Annotated in this window: 20 protein-coding genes and 3 tRNA genes; 20 read left to right on the forward strand and 3 right to left on the reverse strand. The window is 69.0% G+C overall.

Annotated features, from left to right (window positions below; all coding sequences use genetic code 11):
• Window positions 1-3 precede the first annotated feature (3 nt).
• Window positions 4-951, reverse strand: coding sequence for a hypothetical protein (locus JN22_RS23700; RefSeq protein WP_143268392.1), 948 nt, complete (start codon window positions 949-951; stop codon window positions 4-6).
• Window positions 952-1,146: 195 nt separating this feature from the next.
• Here JN22_RS23700 and glgX point away from each other — a divergent pair, with 195 nt between their 5' ends.
• From glgX to JN22_RS23780, 16 genes are all read left to right on the forward strand, one after another.
• Window positions 1,147-3,285: a glycogen debranching protein GlgX gene (gene glgX, locus JN22_RS23705; RefSeq protein WP_085556235.1), complete on the forward strand. Its 2,139-nt coding sequence runs from the start codon at window positions 1,147-1,149 to the stop codon at window positions 3,283-3,285.
• A 137-nt stretch (window positions 3,286-3,422) separates the two neighbouring features.
• Window positions 3,423-4,481: a response regulator gene (locus JN22_RS23710; protein ID WP_223677859.1), complete on the forward strand. Its 1,059-nt coding sequence runs from the start codon at window positions 3,423-3,425 to the stop codon at window positions 4,479-4,481.
• 119 nt (window positions 4,482-4,600) lie between these two features.
• Window positions 4,601-6,838, forward strand: a complete 2,238-nt coding sequence (gene malQ, locus JN22_RS23715; protein ID WP_085556236.1) for a 4-alpha-glucanotransferase — start codon at window positions 4,601-4,603, stop codon at window positions 6,836-6,838.
• A 127-nt stretch (window positions 6,839-6,965) separates the two neighbouring features.
• Window positions 6,966-7,039: transfer RNA gene (locus JN22_RS23720), tRNA-Gln, on the forward strand.
• 275 nt (window positions 7,040-7,314) lie between these two features.
• A complete protein-coding gene (locus JN22_RS23725) occupies window positions 7,315-8,430 on the forward strand; it encodes an AAA family ATPase (protein ID WP_085556237.1) in 1,116 nt (371 codons plus the stop codon).
• The gene (locus JN22_RS23730) at window positions 8,427-8,978 is read left to right on the forward strand and encodes a hypothetical protein (RefSeq protein ID WP_085556238.1); all 552 of its coding nucleotides are present in this window, start codon (window positions 8,427-8,429) and stop codon (window positions 8,976-8,978) included. The genes JN22_RS23725 and JN22_RS23730 overlap by 4 nt, the downstream gene beginning before the upstream one ends.
• Before the next feature lie 136 nt (window positions 8,979-9,114).
• Window positions 9,115-9,870 carry a triose-phosphate isomerase gene (gene tpiA, locus JN22_RS23735; protein WP_085556239.1) on the forward strand — a complete coding sequence of 252 codons (756 nt, stop codon included), beginning with the start codon at window positions 9,115-9,117 and terminating at the stop codon, window positions 9,868-9,870.
• A 142-nt stretch (window positions 9,871-10,012) separates the two neighbouring features.
• Window positions 10,013-10,348 carry a preprotein translocase subunit SecG gene (gene secG, locus JN22_RS23740; RefSeq protein WP_085556240.1) on the forward strand — a complete coding sequence of 112 codons (336 nt, stop codon included), beginning with the start codon at window positions 10,013-10,015 and terminating at the stop codon, window positions 10,346-10,348.
• A gap of 154 nt (window positions 10,349-10,502) precedes the next feature.
• Window positions 10,503-12,134: a CTP synthase gene (locus JN22_RS23745; RefSeq protein WP_085556241.1), complete on the forward strand. Its 1,632-nt coding sequence runs from the start codon at window positions 10,503-10,505 to the stop codon at window positions 12,132-12,134.
• A 211-nt stretch (window positions 12,135-12,345) separates the two neighbouring features.
• Window positions 12,346-14,166: an autotransporter domain-containing protein gene (locus JN22_RS23750; protein WP_085557321.1), complete on the forward strand. Its 1,821-nt coding sequence runs from the start codon at window positions 12,346-12,348 to the stop codon at window positions 14,164-14,166.
• Window positions 14,167-14,268: 102 nt separating this feature from the next.
• Window positions 14,269-14,964, forward strand: a complete 696-nt coding sequence (locus tag JN22_RS23755) for a dienelactone hydrolase family protein (protein WP_085556242.1) — start codon at window positions 14,269-14,271, stop codon at window positions 14,962-14,964.
• Window positions 14,965-15,127: 163 nt separating this feature from the next.
• A complete protein-coding gene (kdsA, locus tag JN22_RS23760; RefSeq protein ID WP_085556243.1) occupies window positions 15,128-15,955 on the forward strand; it encodes a 3-deoxy-8-phosphooctulonate synthase in 828 nt (275 codons plus the stop codon).
• A 31-nt stretch (window positions 15,956-15,986) separates the two neighbouring features.
• On the forward strand, window positions 15,987-16,454 hold the full coding sequence (locus tag JN22_RS23765; protein WP_085556244.1) for a DUF192 domain-containing protein: 468 nt from the start codon (window positions 15,987-15,989) through the stop codon (window positions 16,452-16,454).
• An 84-nt stretch (window positions 16,455-16,538) separates the two neighbouring features.
• Complete coding sequence (locus JN22_RS23770; RefSeq protein WP_085556245.1) at window positions 16,539-18,182, forward strand: HlyD family secretion protein; 1,644 nt, start codon at window positions 16,539-16,541, stop codon at window positions 18,180-18,182.
• A gap of 88 nt (window positions 18,183-18,270) precedes the next feature.
• Window positions 18,271-19,047 carry an ABC transporter ATP-binding protein gene (locus tag JN22_RS23775; RefSeq protein WP_223677860.1) on the forward strand — a complete coding sequence of 259 codons (777 nt, stop codon included), beginning with the start codon at window positions 18,271-18,273 and terminating at the stop codon, window positions 19,045-19,047.
• Window positions 19,044-20,276 carry an ABC transporter permease gene (locus JN22_RS23780; protein ID WP_085556246.1) on the forward strand — a complete coding sequence of 411 codons (1,233 nt, stop codon included), beginning with the start codon at window positions 19,044-19,046 and terminating at the stop codon, window positions 20,274-20,276. Before JN22_RS23775 ends, JN22_RS23780 begins: the two co-directional genes overlap by 4 nt.
• Here JN22_RS23780 and JN22_RS23785 read toward each other — a convergent pair.
• On the reverse strand, window positions 20,245-20,652 hold the full coding sequence (locus tag JN22_RS23785) for a glycosyltransferase family protein (protein WP_085556247.1): 408 nt from the start codon (window positions 20,650-20,652) through the stop codon (window positions 20,245-20,247). The two genes, JN22_RS23780 and JN22_RS23785, sit on opposite strands and share 32 nt — an antisense overlap.
• A gap of 120 nt (window positions 20,653-20,772) precedes the next feature.
• Here JN22_RS23785 and JN22_RS23790 point away from each other — a divergent pair.
• From JN22_RS23790 to JN22_RS23805, 4 genes are all read left to right on the forward strand, one after another.
• A tRNA-Pro gene (locus tag JN22_RS23790) sits at window positions 20,773-20,849 on the forward strand.
• Window positions 20,850-20,919: 70 nt separating this feature from the next.
• Window positions 20,920-21,216 (forward strand): ETC complex I subunit, encoded by a 297-nt coding sequence (locus JN22_RS23795; RefSeq protein ID WP_085556248.1) that lies wholly within the window; start codon window positions 20,920-20,922, stop codon window positions 21,214-21,216.
• 25 nt (window positions 21,217-21,241) lie between these two features.
• A tRNA-Arg gene (locus JN22_RS23800) sits at window positions 21,242-21,318 on the forward strand.
• Window positions 21,319-21,524: 206 nt separating this feature from the next.
• Complete coding sequence (locus JN22_RS23805) at window positions 21,525-21,860, forward strand: hypothetical protein (protein WP_143268393.1); 336 nt, start codon at window positions 21,525-21,527, stop codon at window positions 21,858-21,860.
• A gap of 37 nt (window positions 21,861-21,897) precedes the next feature.
• Here the strand turns inward: JN22_RS23805 and hutG are convergent, their stop codons facing one another.
• A complete protein-coding gene (hutG, locus tag JN22_RS23810) occupies window positions 21,898-22,722 on the reverse strand; it encodes an N-formylglutamate deformylase (RefSeq protein WP_085556250.1) in 825 nt (274 codons plus the stop codon).
• Between the last annotated feature and the right edge of the window lie 296 nt (window positions 22,723-23,018).

The following is a 23,018-nucleotide window of genomic DNA, read 5'->3' on the forward strand; positions in this document are numbered from 1 at the left end:
GACTCAATCCGCCGCGAAGGCGGCGCAGCCGCTCAAGCAGCGCAGCGGCTCGAGGTGATCCCTGCGGACCGAGGCGAGCGGCGGTGCGATGGGGGTCGTCAGCACCGCCACATCCTGCACGTCGCCAAGCTCGTAGGTGATGCTGCGATGGATGATCTCGCACATCATGGTGCCCTGGCTCCGCAGGTGGACGGCTCGTCCATAATGTATCGGATTTTCCGGACTCGGCAACGGTGACGGAAGAAACCAGCCGTTCGGACGATGGTCGAGCACGGTCGGCGCGGCGAAGCGGTGTTCCTTCGCCACGCGGCCCGGCGCATCGAGCACACGCTTGACCGGATAGCTCATCAAAGCGACCAGACGTGGGTTCTCCGGGGTCGCCGTCAGATGCGCCAATCCCAGCAGGTCGGGCAGGACGGTTGCCCAATCCTCACGCCAGCTGGGGCGCTTGTCCAATTCCTCCTTCAGCGCGGCGAACATCGGGCGGCGCTCGATGAGGCTGGAGAGGTAATTCCTGAAAAACAGATCGAAAGCGCTGGTTCCCGCATCGAAGGACGCCTTCAATGACGCGATTTCCTTGGGCCAACGTTCGGCACGCTTGTCGTTGGGAAGGGCGAGAAGCTTGGACGCGCACCACGTCAAATCCTCGACGCGCACGAGGATTCCAGTTTCGTCGAGCGGTGGAAGCAGGGCGTTGACGTTGGATGCGGTGAAGGAGGCCGGCTCGTCGCGCTTGGAAAAGACGTTCACGGCGTTGGTCAGATAGCTGCCGTGATGCCTGTCCAGATCCTCCGGAGACTCGACGCCGTCGCTTCCCTTTTGGAAGGAGATCAAACGCTCGGTGGATACCCGCTCTTCCCAACGGTAATTTTCGCCCTTGGCAACCGTCTCGTCATCCCCCCGGCGCATCGTGTCCACAACGTTGTCCATGCCGGCGCGCGCGAATCTCATCAACCAACCCCAGCCACCATTTCGCGCACGCAGATGACCACGGAGGAGGGGAAGATTTCAAGAGGCGATCAACCGGTGCGGGCGTTCGTCGGCCGATCGTCGGCGGCCGATCTTTCTTGACGTCTCCGTCCGAGGCTTTCTAATGGGGATCAAGGGATTGCCACCCGTTCCCAGCCGCCGCCCCGGACCCCGCCGATGCCCCCATCCCCCATCCGCTCCACCGTCTGGCCCGGCAAGCCGAACCCGCTGGGGGCCACCTGGGACGGCTTCGGCGTCAACTTCGCGCTCTTCTCCGCCCACGCCGAGCGGGTGGAGCTGTGCCTGTTCGACAAGACCGGCCAGCGCGAGGTCGAGCGCATCACCCTGCCGGAGCACACCGACGAGGTCTGGCACGGCTACCTGCCCGAGGCACGGCCCGGCCAGCTCTACGGCTACCGGGTCCACGGCCCCTACGAGCCGGAGGAGGGGCACCGCTTCAACCCGAACAAGCTGCTGCTCGACCCCTACGCCCGCGCGCTGTTCGGCGGCTTCAAATGGTCCGACGCCCATTACGGCTACCGCGTCGGCTCGACGCGCGAGGATCTGTCCTTCGACCGGCGCGACAACGCGCGCGGCATGCCGAAATGCCGGGTCGTCGACGGCGCCTTCACCTGGGGCCACGACCGCCATCGCTCGATCCCCTGGACCGACACGGTGATCTACGAGACGCATGTCCGCGGCTTCACCATGCGCCATCCCGACGTGCCGGCCCATCTGCGCGGCACCTTCGCCGGCATGTCGGCCCACAGCGTCATCGAGTATCTGCGCGCGCTGGGCATCACCTCGGTGGAGTTCCTGCCGGTCCAGGCCATCGCCGACGAGCAGCATCTGGTGTCGCGCGGCCTGACCAACTACTGGGGCTACAACAGCATCGGCTTCTTCGCGCCCGAACCGCGCTACATGAACACCAACGTCCTGTCGGAGTTCAAGACGATGGTCGCCCGCCTGCACGAGGCGGGGATCGAGGTCATCCTCGACGTCGTCTACAACCACACGGCGGAGGGCAACCATCTGGGGCCGACCCTGTCCTTCAAGGGCATCGACAACCTCAGCTACTACCGGCTGATGCCGGACAGCCCGCGCTTCTACATCAACGACACCGGCACCGGGAACACCCTGAACTTCGCCCACCCGCGCGTGGTGCAGATGGTGATGGATTCCTTGCGCTACTGGGTGACGGAGATGCACGTCGACGGCTTCCGCTTCGACCTCGCCACCGTGCTGGCGCGCGAACCCTACGGCTACGACCCGGGATCGGGCTTCCTCGACGCGGTGCGGCAGGACCCGGTGCTGGCCGACGTCAAGCTGATCGCCGAGCCGTGGGACGTCGGGCCCGGCGGCTATCAGGTCGGCAACTTCCCGCCGGGCTGGGCCGAGTGGAACGACCGCTACCGCGACACCGTCAGGCGCTACTGGCGCGGCGACGACGGCATGCTGCCGGAGCTGGCCGGGCGCATCGCCGGCTCGTCCGACCTGTTCGAGAAGCGCGGGCGGCGGAGCTGGGCCAGCGTGAACTTCATCACCGCGCACGACGGCTTCACCCTGCACGACCTCGTCTCCTACAACGAGAAGCACAATTGGGCGAACGGGGAGGAGAATCGTGACGGCCACTCCTCCAACTGCTCCTGGAACCATGGGGTGGAGGGCGAGACGGCCGATCGCGCGGTCAACGCTCTGCGCGCCCGCCAGACCCGCAACCTGCTGGCCACCCTGTTCCTGTCTCAGGGCACACCGATGATGCTGGCCGGCGACGAGATGAACCACAGCCAAAAGGGCAACAACAACGCCTATTGCCAGGACAACGAGCTGACCTGGCTGGACTGGTCGCGCCAGGACCCGGCCCTGCTGTCCTTCACCCGCCGCGTCATCGCGCTGCGCCGGGCGCACCCGGTGCTGCGCCGGCCGGTCTTCCTGCACGGGCGCGAGGCGGCGTCCAACGGGCTGAAGGACATCGTCTGGTACAACGCGCAAGGCGTGGAGAAGACCGCCGAGAACTGGCGCAACACCCAGGCGCGCTGCATCGTCCTGCTGCTGAACGGCCGCGCCGGCAACCACGTCGCTCCCGACGGCCAGCCGCTCGACGACGGGGTGCTGCTGATCGTGCTGAACGCCCACGCCGACACGCTGGCGGTCACCCTGCCGGACGTGCCGGGCGGACGCGGCTGGCGCTGCGTGCTCGACACCCGCGTCGAGGACGGGGCGGGGGACGAGCGCATCGCGCTGGCCGGGCGTGCGTTGCTGGTGGATGGGCGCACGGTCCTGGTCTTCACCCTGGTCGAGCAGGCCGGGATGTGAGGGCCGGGGCGGGGGAGGCGGTTCCACGCCGCTTCGCCCGCCGGTGCGCGCAGGACGTGCGATGGTAGCGCGACGGACGGGATCGGTCGTGATAACCTCGGACCCGACGACAGGACCGCCGCGAAGCTTCGGATAGGATGATGCCGGACTACGATTTCTCCCAGGTCGACGCCGCGATCATCGACAGCCAGCTCAACACCGCCCGCGTGTTCCGCGACGTGCTGGTGCGGATGAGCTTCCGCCGGATCGAGCTGTTCGATTCGGTCAAGGCCGCCGCCGGGCTGCTCAGCGCCGGGACACCGGACATCATCCTGGTCGACGCCGACGGCGAGGACACCGAGGCGTTCCGCTTCATCCGCGCTCTGCGCAACGAACCGAACGTTCCCAACCCCTTCGCTTGCCTGATCGTGACGACCTGGGCGCCGACCCCGGCCCTGCTGACCCGCGTCACCAACAGCGGGGGCGACGACCTGCTGCTGAAGCCGGTGTCGCCCAAGCAGGTGCAGGACCGCATCGCCACGCTGATCGAGGGGCGCAAGGGCTTTGTGGTGACCGCCGACTACACCGGCCCCGATCGCCGCAAGTCGCCGCGCGAGGGCGCCCAGGTGCCGGTGCTGGAGGCGCCGAACACGCTGCGCCTGAAGGCGACCGGCCAATGGAGCCAGGCCGGGGTCCGCATGCTGCTGAACGAGGCCAACGGCTTCGTCACCGCGCAGAAGCGGATCCGCGCCAGCATCCAGATCGCCTTCCTCGCCGAGTTCGCCATGCCCGGCCTGTCCCGTCCGGTTCCGGACCGGCTGGCGGTGGAGCATGTCGGCCGCATCGGCGGATTCCTCGACGACCTGCTGCGCCGCCTGACCGACGAGGGCGACCACGCCCATGTCGAGGCGGTGGCCCGCGCCGTGAAGTCGCTGGCCGAGGACATCCACCGTCAGGCCGACAAGGGCGCGGTGTCGCCCGACGATGCGGCGGAGTTGCAGACCATGGTGCGCGCGCTGATGCAGGCGACCGATCCGGAGCGCCCGCTGGAGGCGATGACCCGCGAGGTCACCGCCGCCGTCACCGGCTACCGCACCCGACTGGAGCAGATGGCCCAGGCCAAGGCCGCGGCGGCGGCCTCGGCGGCGCAGGCGGCTTCCGCCGCCGCGGGCACGCCGCCGCCGTCCGGCGCCCCGGTGGCCGCCTCCGCCGGGTGAGCGCCCCGGCGCGCCGATTCGCCGGCGCGCCTGTTTCCCATCTTCCGGCGATGCTCCCGCCCGGCGGCGTCGCCCCACGCGAACAATCAGCGCATACGAACAATCAGCGAGGACCCTGCATGAGCGCTCTCGACCGGCTGGCCGATCTGGTTGGGCTCGAACCCTTCTACCATGACATCTGGGGCAACCGGCGCGAGACCGGCGAGGCGACCAAGCGGGCGCTGGTCGCTGCCATGGGGCTTCCGGCCGCCACCGGCGACGAGGCCGCGGCCAGCCTGCGCGCGTTCGAGGGACGGTCCTGGCGCCGCCCGCTGCCGCCGGTGCTGGTGGTCGGGGAAGGGCAGGGGATCGAGCTGGGCCTGTCCCTACCGGCCGGTTTCGACGACGCCACCCTGTCCTGGTCGCTGGCGCTGGAGGACGGTTCGACCCGCAGCGGGACGCTGGTTGTCCATGAGGCGCCGCTGTTCGACGGCATCTTCATCGACGGCCGAGGGTTCGAGCGGCGCGAGCTTGGCCGGCGGTTGCCGGCCGACCTGCCGCTCGGCTACCACCGGCTGAGCGTTTCCGTCCACCCCCAGGGTGTCGGAGATGCCGGCACCGGCGAGATCGGAAGCGGCCTCGTGGAGGGGGCGACGACCATCATCGTCACCCCCGACCGCTGCCTGACGGTGGAGGAGGTGATGCCCGCCGGGCGGACCTGGGGCATCGGCCTGCAACTCTACGCGCTGAGGAGCGCCCGTGACTGGGGGGTGGGCGATTTCGGCGATCTCGGCGCCTTCGCCGAGACGGCCGCCGGTCTGGGGGCCGGTCTGGTCGGCTTGAATCCGCTGCACGCGCTGTTCCCCGCCGACCCGAACCACATCGGCCCCTATTCGCCGTCGAGCCGGACCTTCCTGAACATCCTCTACATCGACGTGGACGCCGTGCCGGAACTGGCCGCGACGCCCGACGCCCAGGCCCGCATCGCCTCCGGCCCGTTCCAGGAGGCGCTGGCCCGCGCGCGCGCCGCCGAGCTGGTCGATTACCCGGCGGTCTCCGGCCTCAAGCTGCCGGTGCTGGAGGCGCTGCACGCCACCTTCCGGGCGCTCGACCCCGCCCATCCCCGCAAGGCCGCCTTCGAGGCGTTCCGCCAAGCGATGGGCGAGGGGCTTGAGCGCCACGCCCTGTTCGAGGCGCTGCACGAGCATTTCTACCGCCGCGACCCGTCGCTGTGGATGTGGCGCAATTGGCCGGCGGCCTTCCAGACCCCCGACAGCCCCGAAGTCCAGGCCTTCGCCGCCGAGCGGGCCGAGCGCGTCGGCTTCTTCGCCTACCTGCAATGGGAGGCCGACCGCCAGTTGGGCGAGGCCGCCGAACGGGGACGCCGTGCCGGCCTTGGCATCGGCTTCTACCGCGACCTCGCCGTCGCCGCCCATCCCGGCGGGGCCGCCGCCTGGGCGGATTCCGCCATCCTGGTGCAGGGCGCCAACGTCGGCGCACCGCCCGACCAGTTCAACCTGAAGGGCCAGAACTGGGGGCTGTCGCCGCTGTCGCCGCTGGGCTTGCGCGAGGCCGCCTACGCCCCCTTCGTGGCTCTCCTGCGCGCCAACATGCGCCACGCGGGCGCTCTGCGCATCGACCATGTAATGGCTTTGCAGCACCTGTTCTGGATTCCGGAGGACGGCAGCGACGGGGCCTACGTCGCCTATCCCTTCCACGACCTGCTGCGCATCGTGGCGCTGGAGAGCCGCCGCAACCGCTGCCTCGTGATCGGCGAGGATCTGGGCACGGTGCCCGAGGGCTTCCGGCCCGCCCTGGAGCGGGCCGGCATCCTCAGCTACCGCGTGCTCTATTTCGAGCGGAGCGCCGAGGGTGGCTTCAAGGCGCCGGGCGAGTACCCGGTGGAGGCGATGGCGACGGTCAGCACCCACGACCTCGCCACCTTCAAGGGCTTCTGGACCGGCCGCGACCTGGAATGGCGCCGCGACCTCGACCTCTATCCCGACGCGGCGAGCCGCGACAAGGACATCTGGGACCGCGGCGTCGACCGCTGGCGCCTGCTCCAGGCGCTGGCGCGGGAAGGGCTGCGCCCGGCCAGCTACCCCAACGACGAGGGCGACCAGCCCTTCCGCCCGGAACTGGCCGCCGCGGTCCACGCCTACATGGCGCGCACGCCTTCGCGGATCGTCATGGCGCAGATCGAGGACGCGCTGGGCGAGACCGAGCAGCCGAACCTGCCGGGAACCGTGGACCAGCATCCGAACTGGCGCCGCCGCCTGACCAAGCCGGTCGAGGAACTGTCCGGCAACGCCGAGGTGGAGCGGATCGTCGCGCCGCTGCGCGACGCTCTGGCTGGCTCCGGTGGGGGAGCTGCCTGATCCGGGAGGGTGTTTTCAGAAAAGTGCGTGGGCGGTGAAAAAAAGGTCTAGGCAAGCCTGCGAGGCACTGCTATAAGCCCGCCCACACCACGGGGCACAGCGGAAACGCACCGCCCCGGTGACGGTCTGGGGGATCGTCTAGCGGTAGGACAGCGGACTCTGACTCCGCCAGCCTAGGTTCGAATCCTAGTCCCCCAACCATCCTATTCCCTTGGATATCAAGGACAAAAGGCCCGCCGATGAGCGGGCCTTTTGCTTTTTGGCCGATGTGCGCTGTCTCTGGACAAGCCAGGCCTTTCACCGGCTTTCACAGATTGACGGGTTTTCCGCGCACCACTGCCGCGCCTGCTTGCGCTGGAAGACCGGGACTGCATCGTTTCCTTTAAATTCAAGCTGCCGCATGCGATTCTGAAACGCGAGCGGGAACGTGTCCGCCAAATCCGATAAGCCGGAACCACCGGAAGGAACACCAAATCATGACCGACGAGGCCGTTCTCGAAGCGACGAACCCGCTGGGCACGCTACGCAGACTGGATGTCACGCGCTTCACCGTCTTCGAGAATCATGCGTTTGAGTTCTCTCCTGGCCTGAACATCATCGTCGGTGAGAACGGTGCCGGAAAGACGCACCTGCTGAAGCTCGCCTACGCGGCCACCAAAGTGCTCTACCCGGAAAAGGTCGGGCGTCCGGTCGGGGATGACGAGCTTCCCATCGCGCTGACCAAGAAGCTGTTGGACGTTTTCCTGCCCGATACCTTGAGCCGCCTGCGTCGTCACGCCGGTCCCGGCAAGCCGGGCACCGCGAAGGTGAAGCTGACCTTCGCCGATGTGGACAAGCCCCTGTCGTTCGAGATACGGGCCAGCGCCGAAAGCGCCAAGGTCGTCTCCGCTCCCAGGAACCGGCCGGCGGAACCGACGGGTGGCCCGGTGTATCTGCCGCCCCGCGAGGTCGTGTCGCTGGTGCCTGCCTTCGTCTCCGATTACGAGCGCACCAGCATCCGGTTCGAGGAAACTTATTACGACTTGACGAAGTTGCTGCTCGCCCGGCCGAAGCGGGGTGTGCGCAGGGCCGGCTTCGGCGCTCTGCTCGAACCGCTGGAAGAGGCCATGGGTGGATGGCTCGAGCCGGACGAACTCGGCCGGCTCTACCTGAAGTTCAAGGACGGCGGCAGGATCGAGGCCCCCCTGGTGTCGGAAGGGTACCGCAAACTCGCCACCTTGGCCTATCTCGTGCAGAACGGTTCGCTGGCGTTGCATGGTTCCGTGTTCTGGGACGAGCCCGAGGCCAACCTGAATCCTCGCCTGATGGGGCCTCTGGCGGACACTCTCGTCCAGCTTGCCGCCGATGGGGTTCAGCTTTTCATCGCTACGCACAGCTTGTTCATGATGCGGGAAATCGCGCTGCGCCTCGACCGCCGCAAGACCCAAGGAAACCCGCTTCCGGTCCAGTATTTCTCCCTTGAGCGGAACGGGGCGGCGTTGTCCGTAGAGCGTGCCGACGACGTGGACGGCTTGGGCATGATTGCCTCCCTCGATGCCGCCCTCAAACAGGACGACGCAATGGAGCGTCTCTACTGGGAGACGCGAGAATGAGAGAGATCGTCGAAGGCAGCTTGCTGTTCCGCTTCCCGGACGGCTGGGAGGCCGAGAAGTATGACGATGAAGGTGGCTTCGTTGCCCGGACTTGCCGGATCGACGGTACCAAGCGCGTGGACATCGTCGCGCTTTCGCCGGACAGGCTGCTGCTGATCGAGGTGAAGGATTTTCGCAGGCACGCCATCGAGAACAAGGACAGGATGGATGTGAAGGGCGAGGATCCGCTGCATGTGGAGGTGGCGAAGAAAGTCCGGGACACCTTCGCCTTCCTGGTCGCGGCCCATCGCGAAGAGGACGAGGCGTTGAAGCCGTTCTATACCCATGCGCTCGGCAGCCGGAAGAAGCCCATCGACGTGATCCTGTTCGTCGAGGAGGACGAGGCGCGCGCAAGCTCGGTACGGGGCAGTCGGCTGCGAACCGACCTTGCTGAGGGCATGAGGACGCTTCTGAGGCCCTTCGGTGTCCGCTGCCACGTTCAGCGGCGGAGGAGCATGCCTGAGGATTCTCCCTGGACGGTGCGTGGTGCGCCGGCGGCGGGTCCCTGATCCCTTCCACGTTCAAGAAAGCCAAAAGCCAAGCTCCCGGCGGTCCGGATGATCCCGGTTGGCCGGGTGGAAATCCACGCATGGTCTTGCTAGACAGGGGCCGCGCCCCGAAACGCACCATAAAAAAGGAAACACCATGACCGAGCGCCGGAAGCTGATCGCTGGAAACTGGAAGATGAACGGGCTGAAGGCCGACGGGCTGGCCCTGGCGTCGGACCTTGCCGGGCGGCTGAAGGGCGCCGGCGCGGTGCCGTTCGACCTGCTCGTCTGCCCGCCCTTTCCGCTGCTGTTCCCGGTCGGCGAGGCGATCGCCGACAGCGCGCTGAAGCTGGGCGGCCAGGATTGCGCGGCGAAGACCTCCGGCGCCCACACCGGCGACGTGGCGCCGACCATGCTGACCGACGCCGGCTGCCGCTACGTCATCCTCGGCCATTCGGAGCGCCGCGCCGACCATGGCGAGAGCGACGCGCTGATCGCCGCCAAGGCCGCCGCCGCCCACGGGCAAGGCCTGATCGCCATCGTCTGCGTCGGCGAGACCGAGGCGCAGCGCGACGCCGGCCAGGCCGACGCCGTGGTGTCAGGCCAGCTCGCCGGCTCGATCCCGGCGGGGGCGACCGCCGCCAACACCGTCATCGCCTACGAGCCGGTCTGGGCCATCGGCACCGGCAAGACCGCCACCGCGGGCGACGTCAAGGCGATGCACGCCCACATCCGCGCCGAGCTGGATGGCAAGATCGCCGATCCGGCCAAGGCGCTGATCCTCTACGGTGGCTCGGTCAAGCCGAGCAACGCGGCCGAGCTGATGGCGGTGGAGAACGTCGACGGAGCGCTGGTCGGCGGGGCCTCGCTGAAGGCCGACGATTTCTGGGCCATCGCGACCAGTTGCCGCTAGCATATCGCGCGACGGCGCGGTACAAACAGTGGGCGCGCGCCACGGGCCCTTGAGACGGCCTGTGGCGCGCTGTTCGATTTTCGGGCCCAGTTGATCGCGTTCGCCACGTCGATCTTGTTCCAGGTGTGGAGATAGGTTTCTTATGGAATCGGTGCTTCTCGTTATTCACCTGTTGATCGCGGTGGCCCTGGTCGGCGTGATCCTGGTTCAGCGGTCGGAAGGCGGCGGCCTGGGCATCGGCGGCGGCACCATGGGCGGCATGATGAGCACCCGTGGCACCGCCAACCTGCTGACCCGCACCACCGGCATCCTCGCCGGCTGCTTCTTCGCCACCAGCATCGTGCTGGCGATCCTGGCCGGCGGTCATTCGCGCCCGGCCTCGATCATCGATTCGATGCCGGCCGGCATCCCGGCCCAGCCGACGGCTCCGGCCCAGCCGGCTCCGCCCGCACAGCCCGCGCCGCCGGTCTCCCAGTAACGGAGCCCCGGTTCTCGACAAGGCAAGGGTGCAGACAGCAGAGGCGGCCTCCCAGAAGCCGCCTCTTTCTTTTGAGGGCCGCGCGTCGCGAAGCATTCTTCCCCGCGCGATCCTTCTGGGGACATGGAACAGCTCTCAAGCTCTTCGGACGGACATGACTCGCTACATCTTCATCACCGGTGGCGTCGTTTCTTCGCTCGGCAAGGGCCTGGCTTCGGCGGCGCTGGGTGCGCTCCTCCAGGCGCGCGGCTACAAGGTGCGGCTCCGCAAGCTCGACCCGTACCTGAACGTCGATCCCGGCACGATGAGCCCCTACCAGCACGGCGAGGTCTTCGTGACCGACGACGGGGCGGAGACGGACCTCGACCTCGGCCATTACGAGCGCTTCACCGGCGTCTCGGCCCGGCGCGGCGACAACATCACCACCGGCCGCATCTATTCGACGGTGATCGCCAAGGAGCGGCGCGGTGACTATCTGGGCGGCACCGTCCAGGTCATCCCGCACATCACCGACGAGATCAAGGAGTTCATCCGCGCCGACGCGACCGACGAGGATTTCATCCTGGTCGAGATCGGCGGCACGGTGGGCGACATCGAATCGCTGCCCTTCCTGGAGGCCATCCGCCAGTTCGGCAACGAGGTCGGCCAGGAGAACGCGCTCTACATCCACCTGACGCTGCTGCCCTACATCCCGACGGCGGGCGAGCTGAAGACCAAGCCGACCCAGCATTCGGTCAAGGAACTGCTGGGCGTCGGCATCCAGGCCGACATCCTGCTGTGCCGCGCCGACCGCGCCATCCCGGAGAACGAGCGCAAGAAGATCGCGCTGTTCTGCAACATCCGTCCGGAGCGGGTGATCGCGGCGCTCGACGTCGATTCGATCTATCAGGTGCCGGTCAGCTACCACGAGGAAGGCTTCGACACCCAGGTCCTGTCCTATTTCGGCATGCCGACCGACAAGGCCCCGGACCTGTCGCGCTGGACCAGCATCGTCGAGCGCGTGCGCAAGCCGCAGGGCGAGGTCACCATCGCGGTGGTCGGCAAGTACATCAGCCTGCTCGACAGCTACAAGTCGCTGGCCGAGGCGCTGACCCACGGCGGCATCGCCAACAACGTCAAGGTCAACCTCGACTGGATCGATTCCGAGATCTTCGAGGACGACGACGCGGCGGTGAAGCGGCTGGAGAACGTCCACGGCATCCTGGTGCCGGGCGGCTTCGGCTCGCGCGGGACGGAAGGCAAGATCCGCGCGGCCCAGTTCGCCCGCGAGCGCAAGGTGCCCTATTTCGGCATCTGCTTCGGCATGCAGATGGCGGTGATCGAGGCGGCGCGCAATCTGGCGAAGATCGAGGACGCCGGCTCGACCGAACTCGGCAAGCCGGGCAACCCGGTCGTCGGTCTGATGACCGAATGGATGCGCGGCAACACGCTGGAGCGCCGCGCCGAGGCGAACGACCTGGGCGGCACCATGCGGCTGGGCGCCTATCCGGCCAAGCTGAAGGACGGCAGCAAGGTCGCCGAGGTCTACGGCACGACCGACATCTCCGAGCGGCACCGCCACCGCTACGAGGTGAACGTCTATTACAAGGAGCGGCTGGAGCGCTGCGGCATGATGTTCTCCGGCCTGTCGCCGGATGGCGAGTTGCCGGAGATCGTCGAACTGCCGGACCATCCCTGGTTCATCGGCGTGCAGTTCCATCCGGAGTTGAAGTCGAAGCCCTTCGAACCGCACCCGCTGTTCACCGCCTTCATCAAGGCGGCGATGGACCAGAGCCGTCTGGTCTGATCCGGTTGGTCTGATCGGGCGCAGCGCGCATCGATGTCAGGAAAAGCCCCGCTTCGAACGAAGCGGGGCTTTTTTTGCGTCCAGGGCATCAGCCTTCTACCAGCCCGCTTCCTGACCTATAGGTCATACGCCTTGAGGGCGAGCGCGGCCTGTGCAACCATCCGATCCACCGTTGGCAAAACGGACGATTACGGATCGGATGGGGGAAACCATGCGTCGCTTTCGTGACATCGCGGCAGCCGGGGTGGCCGCCGCCGCGCTGTGCGCCGGTCAGCCGGCCTCGGCCGCCGATTATTCCGGCACGGTCTTCTTCGGCGACAGCCTGACCGATGCCGGCAGCTTCCGCACGCTGCTGCCCGCCGGGGGAAAATTCACCACCAATCCGGGGCTGGTCTGGTCGGAGACTGTCGCGGCGGCGTATGGCCGGTCGGCGACCCCGGCGATCGACGGCGGCACCGACTACGCGGTCGGCGGGGCGCGGGTGGCCCGGTTTCCCGGCGTGCCGGCCTCGCCGCCGACGGGAAGCGCCACCCCGGTGCGCAACCAGATTTCCGCCTATCTCGCCTCGACCGGCGGGCGGGCCGATCCCGGCGCGCTCTACACGGTGTGGGGCGGAGCCAACGACATCCTGGCGGCGCTGAACAGCCCGGCGACGGCGCAGGCCGCGATCACCCAGGCGGCGGCCGATCTGGTGGGGGAGGTGGCGCGGCTGCGCGCGGCCGGCGCCCGCACCATCCTGGTCCCCACGGTCCCGGACATCGGCCTCACGCCGCTGGGCCGCTCGCAGGGCGCGGCCGCGGCGGCGCAGATCACGCAGCTCGTCAGCGGCTACAACCAGCTCGTCACGCTGGGGCTGGCGGGGGCGGGGGTGTCGGTCGTGCCGATCGACACCTTCGCGCTGCTGCGCGACGCGGCGGCGAACCCGGCCGCCTACGGCTTCGCCAACGTGGTGAGCCCGGCCTGCACCACCAGCAGTTCGCTGCTCTGCACCCCGGCGACGCTGGTGTCGCCGGCCGCGGCGGAGAGTCATCTGTTCGCCGACGGGGTGCACCCGACCACGGCCGGGCACCGGGCGATCGCCGATTTCGTGCTGAACGCGCTGACGGCGCCGGGCAACATCGCGCGGCTCGCCGAAACGCCGGTCCACACCCGCGACCGGCTGATCGCCACCCTCCAGGCCCAGGCGGCGACCAACCTGTGGAGCCGCAAGGCCGGCGGGTCGGGTGCCTGGATCGTCGGCGGCATCGGCCGTCTGACCCTGGACCGCGACGGCGACCGCGCCGGGACGCGCGGCACGCCGCTCAACGTCAGCGTCGGCGTCGACAAGCGATTCGGCGACAATATGCTGCTCGGCGTGGCGGGAACGATCTCGCACTACAAGGGCGCCTTCTCGACCGGCGGCGACTACAGGCAGCGGGAGTACGCGCTGAGCGGCTACGGCACCTACCGGACCGGCGGCCTCCACGTCACCGGCGTCGGGACCTTCGGTTTCATCGATTACGACCTGCGGCGCGGCGTCACCATCAACGGCACCGATCATTCGACCGGCGGCAGCACCGAGGGCACCAACGCCTCGCTGGCGGCGGAGGGCGGCTATGACTTCACCAGCGGCGGGCTGAGCCATGGGCCGGTCGTCGGGCTGCGCTACCAGCATGTCGCGGTGGAGGGGTTCGGCGAGGACAGCGCGCTGTTCGGTTTCTCCTACCGGCAGCAGACCCGCAATTCGCTGATCGGCAGCGTCGGCTACCGGGCGGCCTATGATTTCGGGAGCGTCCGCCCCTACGCCAAGGTCACGCTGAACCGCGAGTTCAACGACGACGACCGCAGCGTGACGGCCGCCAGCCGCAGCGTCTCGACTCTGTCCTACGACACGCCGGTGGGCAGGGGCGACCGGACCTTCGTCGATCTGGCGGCGGGGGCCTCGGTCACGCTGGCCTCGTCGGTGACCGGAACCTTGGGTCTGAACGCCCGGCTGGGCGAGGATCGCACGCGCGATTTCGGCGCCTTCGCCGGGCTCAGCGTCGGATTCTGAACGTTGCCCGATCTTGAACTTTGTCCTTCGGGCGGGTGCCCTTTTGCGGATCGGCACCATATCTTGGCGCGGATCCGCAAAATCAGGGGAGGATGATCCGTCATGCCCGAGGTTAAGATCGACGCCGCCGACGGCGGCCAGTTTTCCGCCTACGTCGCCAAGCCGACGGTGACGCCGGCCGGCGGTCTCGTGGTGATCCAGGAGATCTTCGGCGTCAACGCGGTGATGCGCGAGCTGTGCGACGCGTACGCCGCGCAGGGTTTCCTGGCGGTCTGCCCGGATCTGTTCTGGCGCCAGAAGCCGGGGGTCCAGCTCACCGACAAGACGCAGGAGGAGTGGAACCAGGCCTTCGCCCTGATGAACGGGATGGACCAGGACAAGGCGGTCGAAGATCTGATCGCGGCGCTCGGCTGGCTGCGCCAGCAGGGCGACTGCACCGGCAAGGCAGGCAGCGTCGGCTATTGCCTGGGCGGCCGGCTGGCCTTCCTGATGGCGGCGCGGTCGGACGCCGACGCCAACGTCGGCTTCTACGGCGTCGGGCTGGAGGGGCTTCTGGGCGAGCTTCCCGGCGTCGGCAACCCGCTGCTGCTGCACATCGCCGAGAACGACAAATTCTCCAGCCCGGAGAAGCGCGACGCGGTGGTGGCCGGGGTCGCCGGCAACAGCTGGGTGACGGCGAAGGTTTATCCCGGCATGGACCACGCCTTCGCCCGTCCCGGCGGCGAGCATTACGACGCGGCGGCGGCGGCCGAGGCCAACCGCCTGACCGTCGAGTTCTTCCGCACGCATCTGAGTTGACCCGCCCCCGCATTAGTGGGATGCAAGGGTCGTCCGGCCCTTGCCGGGAGAGTGTGAGCGGCTTTCGGCAAGCCTGTGCTTTGCCTGTCGCCGTTCACGCAAACTGCGTTCGCGTGAGGGGGCAGCGCCCTCTCACGTTTGCTTCGTCCGGAGTTTCCTTGCAATGACCACCCCGCGCACCGTCCGGATCGGCGACCTGTCGATCGCCAACGACCGCCCCTTCGTCCTGATCGCCGGCCCCTGCCAGATGGAGAGCCGCGACCACGCGCTGGAGACCGCGTCGGCGCTGGTGGAGATGACGAGCGCTCTCGGGCTGGGGCTGATCTACAAGTCGAGCTTCGACAAGGCGAACCGCACCTCGATCACCACGGCGCGCGGGCTCGGCATGGACAAGGCGCTGCCGATCTTCGCCGAGATTCGCGAGCGGTTCGGCTGCCCGGTCATCACCGACGTCCATGACGCCGCCCAGTGCGCCCCGGTCGCCGAGGCGGTGGACGTGCTCCAGATCCCGGCCTTCCTGTGCCGGCAGACCGACCTGCTGGTCGCCGCCGCCGAGACCGGCCGGGCGGTGAACGTCAAGAAGGGCCAGTTCCTGGCGCCGTGGGACATGAAGAACGTCGCGGCCAAGCTGACCGCCTCGGGCAACGAGCGGGTGCTGCTGTGCGAGCGCGGCGCCAGCTTCGGTTACAACACGCTGGTGTCGGACATGCGCTCGCTGCCGATCATGGCGGAGACCGGCTTCCCGGTGGTGTTCGACGCCACCCATTCGGTGCAGCAGCCGGGCGGGCAGGGCACCACTTCGGGCGGCCAGCGGGAGTTCGTGCCGGTGCTGGCGCGGGCGGCGATCGCGGTCGGCGTGGCGGCGGTGTTCATGGAGACGCACGAGACTCCGGACAGCGCGCCGAGCGACGGCCCCAACATGGTCCCGCTGGCGGAGATGCCGGCCCTGCTGGCGCGGCTCCAGGCGTTCGACCGTCTGGCCAAGTCCTGAAGCCTCCCACGACAAGAAGGAAACGGGCGCGATGGTCGGTCGGATGGTGCGAGGCGCGGTGGCGCTGGTCCTGCTGGTGATGATGGCGCTGCCGGCGGTGGCGCTGGAGGGGTTCCAGAAATCCTCGCTGACCGTCGAGACCGCCTCGGGCGGCAGGTTCCGCTTCGACGTGGAACTGGCGGAGACCATGGCGCAGCAGGCGCAGGGGCTGATGTTCCGCGAACGGATGGCGGACGACGCCGGCATGCTGTTCATCTACGACAGCGTGCGGCCGGCCAGCTTCTGGATGAAGAACACGCTGATTCCGCTCGACATGCTCTTCATCGGCGCCGACGGGCACATCGTGAACATCCACGAGCGCGCGGTGCCTCAGTCGCTCGACTCGATCAACTCGGCGGGGCCGGTCAAGGCCATCCTGGAGTTGAACGGCGGGATGAGCGCCCGGCTCGGCATCCGCCCCGGCGATCTGGTCCGGCATTCCACCTTCGCAAACAAGTGATTGCCGCCGTTCCGCCCCTGACTTCCCGGTGACTTCCCGCCCCGTTCCGCCCACATTGATGGGCGAGGGTGTGGGGAGCGGCGGATGAGCGGGCGGACGGCGATCTTTCTGGGCGGCGCCCTGGCCGTGGCGGCGGGGCTGTCGGCCTACGTCATGCTGGCGCGGGCGGAGCCGGGGCCGGCCTACCGGCTGGGCCGGGTCGAGCAGGGACCGCTGGTCAGCGCCATCACCGCCACCGGCACCATGAGCGCGCTGGTGACGGTGGAGGTCAGCTCCCAGCTGTCCGGCCAGATCGCCGAGTTGTTCGCCGACTTCAACAGCCGGGTCTCCAAGGATCAGGTGCTGGCCCGCCTGAACGGCGACCAGCTCGCGGCCCGGCTGGCGCAGGCGAGCGCCGACGTGGAATCGGCCCGCGCCTCGCTCGTCCAGCAGCAGGCGCTGCTCGACAAGGCGCGGGCCGACGTCGCCAACGCCAGGGCGAACGTCGCCAACGCCCAAGCCCAGATGATGCGCGCCGAGCTGGCGCAGCGCGACGCCGACCGCGACCTCGCCCGCCGGCAGGAGCTGCGCGGCCGCGGGGTCGTCGCCGCCGCCGATCTGGAGAAGACCGAGACCGCCGCCCGCAGCGCCCGCGCCCAGGTCGTGGCCGTCCAGGCGCAGATCCGGCAGGCGGAGGCCGGGGTCGCCTCGGCCACCGCTTCGGCGGAGGTCGCCGCCGCCCAGGTCGAGGTCGCCCGCGCCCAGGTCGCCCAGCGCGAGGCGGCGCTGCAACTGGTGCGGGTCGATGCCAACCGCTCGGTCATCCGCTCGCCGATCGACGGGGTGGTGGTGAACCGGGCGGTCAGCATCGGCCAGACCGTCGCCGCCAGCCTGTCGGCGCCGACCCTCTTCACCATCGCCCAGGATCTGCGCCAGATGGAGGTGCTGGCCAACATCGACGAGGCCGACATCGGCCGCGTGCGCGAGGGCATGCCGGTGCGCTTCACCGTCAACGCCTTCCCCGGCGACAACTTCACCGGCACGGTGGCGCAGGTGCGGCTGGCCCCCAGGGAGGACCAGACCGTCGTCACCTACATCGTCGTCATCACCGTCGAGAATCCGGAGATGCGGTTGCTGCCCGGCATGACCGCCAACCTGCGCATCACCGTGGACGAACGGCCGGCCGCGCTGAAAATTCCCAACGCCGCCCTGCGCTTCCGCCCGCCGGGGGTGGAGCTTTCCCCGGCCGGAATCGCCGCGGCGGCGCCCACGGTCGGCGGTCCCGACGGCGGTCGCGGCGCCCAGGCGCTGGAGGCCGCCGCCCGGCGCGTCGCCGACGGGCTGAGGCTGGACGAGGGCAGGCGCCGCGACATCGCCGCCCTGGTGGCCGAGGCGCGCGACCGCTTCGCCGCGCTGGACGCCGAGGGCGGCGATCCCGAACGCCGCCGGGTCGAGGCCGCCGCCATCCGCGGCGGCACGCTGGAGCGCATCGCCGCGTTGCTCGACCCGGTGCAGCGCGAGCGTTTCGATGCTCTGGTCGAGCCGCGCCGCTCGGCCGAGGTCACGCGCACCGTCTGGGTGCCGGGCCCGTCCAACGGAGCGCCGGTCGGGGTGCCGGTGCGGCTCGGCATCGGCGACGGCAGCTTCACCGAAGTGGTGGCCGGCGAGCTGCGGCCGGGGCAGGACGTCATCACCGGCATCGCGCCGCCCGACCGCGACGGCCGCCGGGGGCCGCGCCTTGGCTTCTGATCCGGGATTGCCCAAACCGCGAATTTCCCCCTCTCCCCCCCGGGGAGAGGGTTGGGGTGAGGGGGATGCGAGGCATCCCCTTGCCGTTTTGCCGGCCGTCTCCATCGCCCCGGACAGCCACGCGGCGGTTCCCCCTCACCCCGTCCCCATCCTCGTCGCCGTCGAGAACCTGACCCGTTCCTACAGGATGGGGCCGCACCGGGTGCAAGCGCTGGACAACGTGTCGGCGGAGGTCCGGCGCGGCGAGTTCGTTGCGGTGATGGGGCCGTCCGGCTCCGGCAAATCCACCTTCATGAACCTGCTCGGCTGCCTGGACCGCCCCGATTCCGGCCGCTATCGCCTCGACGGCGAGGAGGTCGGCCGCCTGTCGTCGGACGCGCTGGCCGCCGTGCGGAACCGCCGGATCGGTTTCGTCTTCCAATCCTTCAACCTGCTGCCGCGCCAGACGGCCCAGGCCAACGTCGAGTTGCCGATGGTCTATGCCGGCATCCCCCGCGCCGCGCGGGCCGCCACGGCGCTGAAGGCGCTGGCCGCCGTCGGGCTGGACAGCCGGGGGCACCACCGGCCGACGCAGCTTTCCGGCGGGCAGCAGCAGCGCGTCGCCATCGCCCGCGCTCTGGTCAACGACCCGGTCCTGCTGCTGGCCGACGAGCCGACCGGGGCGCTCGACAGCGCCACCAGCCTGGAGATCATGGCGCTGTTCCAGCGTCTGAACCGCGCCGGCCTGACCATCGTGCTGGTCACCCACGAGCCGGATGTGGCGCGCTTCGCCGGTCGGGTCCTGAGCTTCCGCGACGGGCGTCTGGTCGACGACCGCCATCAGGTTCCGGAAGAGGCGCCCGGCCTCCGGGAGGCCGTGCCGTGAACGCGCTGGACGCCGTGCGCTCGGCGCTGGATTCGCTGCGGGCCAGCCCGCTGCGCAGCGCCCTGACCATGCTCGGCATCGTCATCGGCGTGGCGGCGGTGATCGCCATGGTCGCCGTCGGGGCCGGAGCGCGCGATCAGGTGCTGCGGCAGATCGCCAGCCTCGGCACCAATCTGGTGATGGTCGGCCAGGGCAGCGTCGTGCGCTCCGGCGTCAAGCTGGGCGCCGGCACCGCCTCCTCGCTGACCGAGGACGACGCCATTGCCGTGCTGGCCGAGATCCCCGGCGTGACGGTGACGGCGCCGTCGGTGCGCTGGGGCCTCCAGCTCGTCGCCGGCAACCAGAACTGGGGCAGCGTCCTGTTCGGCGTCACCCCCGATTACATGGACGCGCGCGACTGGAGCGTCGTCCAGGGGCGTGGCCTGTCCGACGAGGACGTCGCCCAGGCCAACAAGGTGGTGGTGCTGGGCCAGACGGTGGTGCGCAACCTGTTCGGCGGCGGCGACCCGGTGGGGGAGCAGGTCCGCGTTTTCTCCACCCCGCTGACCGTCGTCGGCGTGCTGGGCGAGAAGGGGCAGAACACGCAGGGGCAGGACCAGGACGACGTGATCTTCGTGCCGCTCTCCACCGCCAAGCGCAACATCCCCGGCATGGCGAAGTCCAACCCGCGCTTCGTCCACACCATGGTGGTGAAGCTCGCCGACGGCGCGGACCAGGAGGAGGCCCAGGCGCAGATCCGCGACCTGCTGCGCCAGCGCCACCGGCTGATCGAGGGGCAGGACGACGATTTCTGGATGCGCAACCTGTCGGAGGTCGCGGCGACGCGCGACGCCTCCTCCCGCGCGCTGTCCTTCCTGCTGGCCGCGGTGGCGGCGGTGTCGCTGCTGGTCGGCGGCATCGGCATCATGAACATCATGCTGGTCTCGGTGACCGAGCGGACGCGGGAGATCGGGCTGCGGCTGGCGATCGGCGCGCGGCGGCGCGACATCCTGATGCAGTTCCTCATCGAATCGACGACGCTGTCGCTGATCGGGGCGGCCGTCGGCGTGCTGGCCGGGGTCGGGACCGCCATGGTGGTGGCCGGGCTGGCCGGCTGGCCGACGCTGATCCGGCTCGATTCCGTGGTGCTGGCGGTGGCGGTCAGCGGGCTGGTCGGCGTGTTCTTCGGCCTCTACCCGGCGCGCCGCGCCTCACGGCTCAACCCGATCGAGGCGTTGCGGCACGAATAGCCGCGAGGGCGGCCTCCACGCCCGTCCCACCCACCGTCACCACCGGGATCCCGCCGCGCGCCAGCCGGACCGCCAGCCGGGCGATCCAGGCGACGGAGGCCGGCACGGCCAGCACGGCGGGACGCCGCTCCGCCAGACAGCGGGCCAGGGCGAGCGGCGACGTCGCGGCGTGCCGCTTCGCGAGATCGATCTGGCCGATGGCCGGATCGAGCGTCGCCCGCAGAGCGCCGCCGCCCATCGGGGCCACGAGATCGACCGGATGACCGTCGCGGTGCAGCGCGTGGGCGATGGCGACGGCGGCGCGGCGGTCCGTCGCATCGCTCAGGTCCGGCACGAAGACGGCGACGCGGGGCAGGGGGGTGGGAGTGTCGGGCACGGCTGCGTCTTGCGAAAAAGGGGAGGGGGCCTGCGCCCCGCGCGGTCAAGAAACCGACACGGATGCGTCAGCCGACTCCTTGCCGTTCGCGCGGCGTTCGTGTATCTCACAACGCGGCGACGGGGTGTAGCGCAGTCTGGTAGCGCGCCAGTTTTGGGTACTGGAGGTCTCCGGTTCGAATCCGGGCTCCCCGACCATCGCCAAACGGGACCATCGCCGCCGCGCGACCGGCGCGGCCAGCCAGGAATCGAGGGAGACGAGGCCAGCATGAACGTCCGGATCTATCAGCCGACCAAGACGGCCATGCAGTCCGGCCGGGCCAAGACCCAGCGCTGGCAGCTCGATTACGAGATCGAGACGCCGCGCCGTCCGGAACCGCTGATGGGCTGGGTCAGCTCGGGCGACACGCTGAACCAGGTGCGCCTGAGCTTCGACAGCAAGGAGGAGGCGATCGCCTTCGCCGAGCGCAAGGGCTGGAGCTATTCCGTTGCCGACGCGCCGATCCGCCGTGTGCGTCCGCGCAATTACGCCGACAATTTCCGCACCGACCGCCCGCGCTTCTGATTCCGGCTTCCGCGCCTCCGGACAAGGCCCCATAGCTCAGTTGGATAGAGCAATCGCCTTCTAAGCGATAGGTCGCTGGTTCGAATCCAGCTGGGGTCGCCACTTGAGATGCCGACGAAATCAACTCTTCAGCCCCGCTTCGGTGGGGCTTTTTGATGCCAGCATGTTGCGGTGGACCCGCCCGCAACCAGGGCGCGTTTCCGGCACGCGAAAGCCCGCGACACAATGGCGCGGGCGACGGGCTTGTCAGGAAGCGGCCGAGGATGAAGGCTCGACAGCCTGGCGCGGTCGTGGGGGAGGCGTGAACGATGGGCAATCCTGATCCGCGCCGGCCTGGATGGCGGTTCGACCGATCGGTCGGTGATCCGTTCGGGTACGGCGTGCACCATCATTGGTTCGTCCGATCCGGCGGCCTGCTGCTGCTGGTGTTCGCGGCCGCCACCTATGTCGGACGGGCTCTGCTTGCCCCTCTGGTCCCGGCGGCATGGGCGATGCCCATGTGGGTGCTCGTCCTGTGGCTGCTGGGCCTGATTGCCGCCTCGATCATGAGCGCGATCAGACGGCGGCCCTTCCGGGGAATGGCTCTGGTCGCCATGACCATGCTGAGCGGGCCTGCCCTGGCCGTCATGGCGAGGCAGTGGTGATGGGTGCCTGCCGGTTGCCCGCCGCCCGATCACGCGTTCACAGATAGGCGGCCCGCCGCCGGCCCGACGCCTTTTCCCACGCCCATTCCACGATGACGCTCATCAACCGTTCCAGCGACGGGCGCACCTGCCCGGCCAGATCGGGCCGGAACGGGTAGGGGGCGTCCTCGTCCATGTAGGTGGACTGCGTCAGTTCGAGCTGGATGGCGTGGATGTTCTCGTCCGGGCAGCCGTAGGTGCGGGTGATGTAGCCGCCCTTGAAACGGCCGTTCAGGACCGCCGAATAGCGCTCCGACGCGGTCAGCACATTCATCAGCCGGCCGACCAGCGGCTGGGCGGTGCTCTGCCCCTCGGCGGTGCCCAGGCTGAAATCGGGCAGCGTGCCCTCGAAGAAGCGGGGAACCTGCCGGCGTACCGAATGGGCGTCGAACAGCACGGCCACCCCGAAACGCTCCTTCAGGGCGCGCAGTTCGGCCTGGAGCTGCGCGTGGTAGGGGCGCCAGTAGGTCCCGAGTCGCCGTTCGATCTCGGCGGCGTCAGGCTCCTGTCCGGGCTGGTAGAGGGGAGCCCGGTCGAAGCTGGTCAGCGGACAGATTTCGGTGTCGCTGGCGCCGGGATAGAGCGGTTTCCCGGACGGATCGCGGTTCAGATCGATCACATAACGCGAAAACAGCGGCGTCAGGAAGCCGATTCCGAGCGCCGGGGCGAAATGGTAGAGCCGGTCGAGATGGCGATCGACGTCCGGCTGGGCCAGCCCAACCTCGGTCATGCCCGACGCGATGTCCGGCGGGATCATCGTTCCGACATGCGGAATGCTGAGCAGGACCGGGGTTTCGCCAGGCTGGAAGCGGAAGGTTTCCATGGCTCGTCTCGTGACCGGAACGGAGTGCGCCACGGGCGGAAATGGGTGCGGCGCAGCATCAGGTGAGGACTATGGTATGCCCGATGCCGCCACGTCAAACAGATTGCGGTTTTGCGCAAGTTTTGCAGGCCGGTTTGGAAATTCCTTTCCGATCAATCCCTTCATGATAGGGTGGCGGCGCGTCGCTTTGCGCATTGACCGCCGCCCGGCCTTGCCGGACACTCGTCGCCAATCAGCGCCGGCCGGAGAGCCGCGTTGTCCGTCCGGATAATGGTTCAAGGATCCGGCGGGCGGCG

The sequence above is a fragment of the Azospirillum agricola genome (genome assembly GCF_020005195.1).
In the GTDB taxonomy this organism is placed as follows: domain Bacteria; phylum Pseudomonadota; class Alphaproteobacteria; order Azospirillales; family Azospirillaceae; genus Azospirillum; species Azospirillum agricola.